Origin of the sequence: Pantoea latae (assembly GCF_002077695.1) — a bacterium.
Classification (GTDB): Bacteria; Pseudomonadota; Gammaproteobacteria; order Enterobacterales; family Enterobacteriaceae; genus Pantoea; species Pantoea latae.
In genome coordinates this window covers 1-1642 of record NZ_MWUE01000071.1, presented here as the reverse complement: position 1 = coordinate 1642, position 1642 = coordinate 1, and the positions used below count along the sequence as shown (strand labels likewise).

1 protein-coding gene is annotated in these 1642 nt (G+C 69.5%); it reads left to right on the top strand.

Annotated features, from left to right (window positions below; genetic code table 11):
• The coding region (locus tag B2J69_RS23485) for an Ig-like domain-containing protein (RefSeq protein WP_236722784.1) at nt 1–1642 on the top strand (1642 nt) is incomplete at both ends.

Sequence of the window (1642 nt, the reverse complement as noted above, 5' to 3'; positions counted from 1 at the left end):
CACGGACGCGGCGGGCAACGAGACGCGCGGCGAAAGCGCGTCCTTTACGGTAGACAGCAGCAGCGTGGCGCTGACCATCGACCAGGCGAACGACAACGTGGGCAGCATCACCGGCCCGGTGGCCAACGGCGGGCTGACGGACGACGCGACGCCGGAGCTGCAGGGCACGACGTCGCCGGGCGCGGTGGTGACGGTGCGCGACGCGGCGGGGACGGTGCTGGGCAGCAGCACCGCAGATGCCCAGGGCATATGGACCTTCCAGCTGGCTGAACTGGCGGACGGGGAGCACAGCTTCACGGCCGAGGTGACCAGCGCTGCTGGGATCCGCAGCGAGGCGAGCTTCACGCTGACGGTGGACACCTCCGCGCCGGCCGCGCCCGTCATCGTCAGCCTGATTGACGACGTGGGCCTGTTCCAGGGCACGCAGAGCGAGAGCGGCGGGATCACCGACGATCCGGTGCCCACCTTCAGCGGCACGGCGGAGAAGGGCGCGCTGGTGGCGCTGTACGACAATGGGGTGCTGCTGGCGAGCGTTCGGGCCGACGCAGAGAGCGGCAGCTGGAGTTACACGCCGACCACCAACCTGGTGGACGGCATCCACAGCATTACCGCAACGGCTACCGATGCGGCGGGCAACGTTTCGGTGCCGGGCGACGCCTGGACGTTCACGCTCGACACCAGCACTATGGCGCCGGAGATCGCAACCAACAGTGAGGAAACCCTGGCGGGCCGGGCCGAAGCGGGCGCGGTGGTGGTCGTGACCGACCCCACCACCGGAACGGTGGCGAGCACCGTGGCGGACGCGGACGGCAACTGGAGTATCCAGCCGAACCCGGCGGCGGTAGACGCCGAGAACGTGGTGGTACAGGCCACCGACGAGGCGGGCAACCGCAACAGCACGATCATCAGCGGCCCGGCCGACAGCACGCCGCCGGACAATGTCGACTCCGGCATTATTATCGACTCCATCAGCCTGATCGATGACGTCGGCACTATTACCGGGCCGATCCCGGACGGCGGGGTGACTGACGACGCGCGCCCGACCTACTCTGGTCAGGCGACGGCGGATATCGATCACGTCATCATCTATGACAACGGCGCGCCGATCGGCTCAGCAGCGGTGGACGAGAGCGGCCGCTGGAGCTGGACCCCGGACGAGGATCTGGCGGACGGCTCTTCGCATGACCTGACGGTCTCGGCGGTAGACGCGGCGGGCAATGAAGGCCCGCAGGCGAGCGGCACCGCCGACGACGGCTGGAGCTTCACCGTCGACACCTCGGCGCCTGACAACCAGACCTCAGGCATCGTTATCGACTCCATCAGCCTGCTCGATGACGTCGGCCCGGTTACCGGGCCGATCCCGGACGGCGGGGTGACCGACGATGCGCGCCCGACCTACTCTGGCCAGGCGACGGCGGATATCGACCACGTCAATATCTACGACGCTGGTCAGCTGGTGGGCAGCGCGGCGGTGGGCGCGGACGGCAGCTGGAGCTGGACCCCGGAAAGCGCCCTGGCGAGCGGGGCGCACGCCCTGACCGTCTCGGCGGTGGACGCGGCGGGCAACGAGGGGCCGCAGGTGAGCGGCACCGATGACGAGGCGTGGGACTTCAGCGTGCTGACCAGCGCCCCGGCGCAGCCG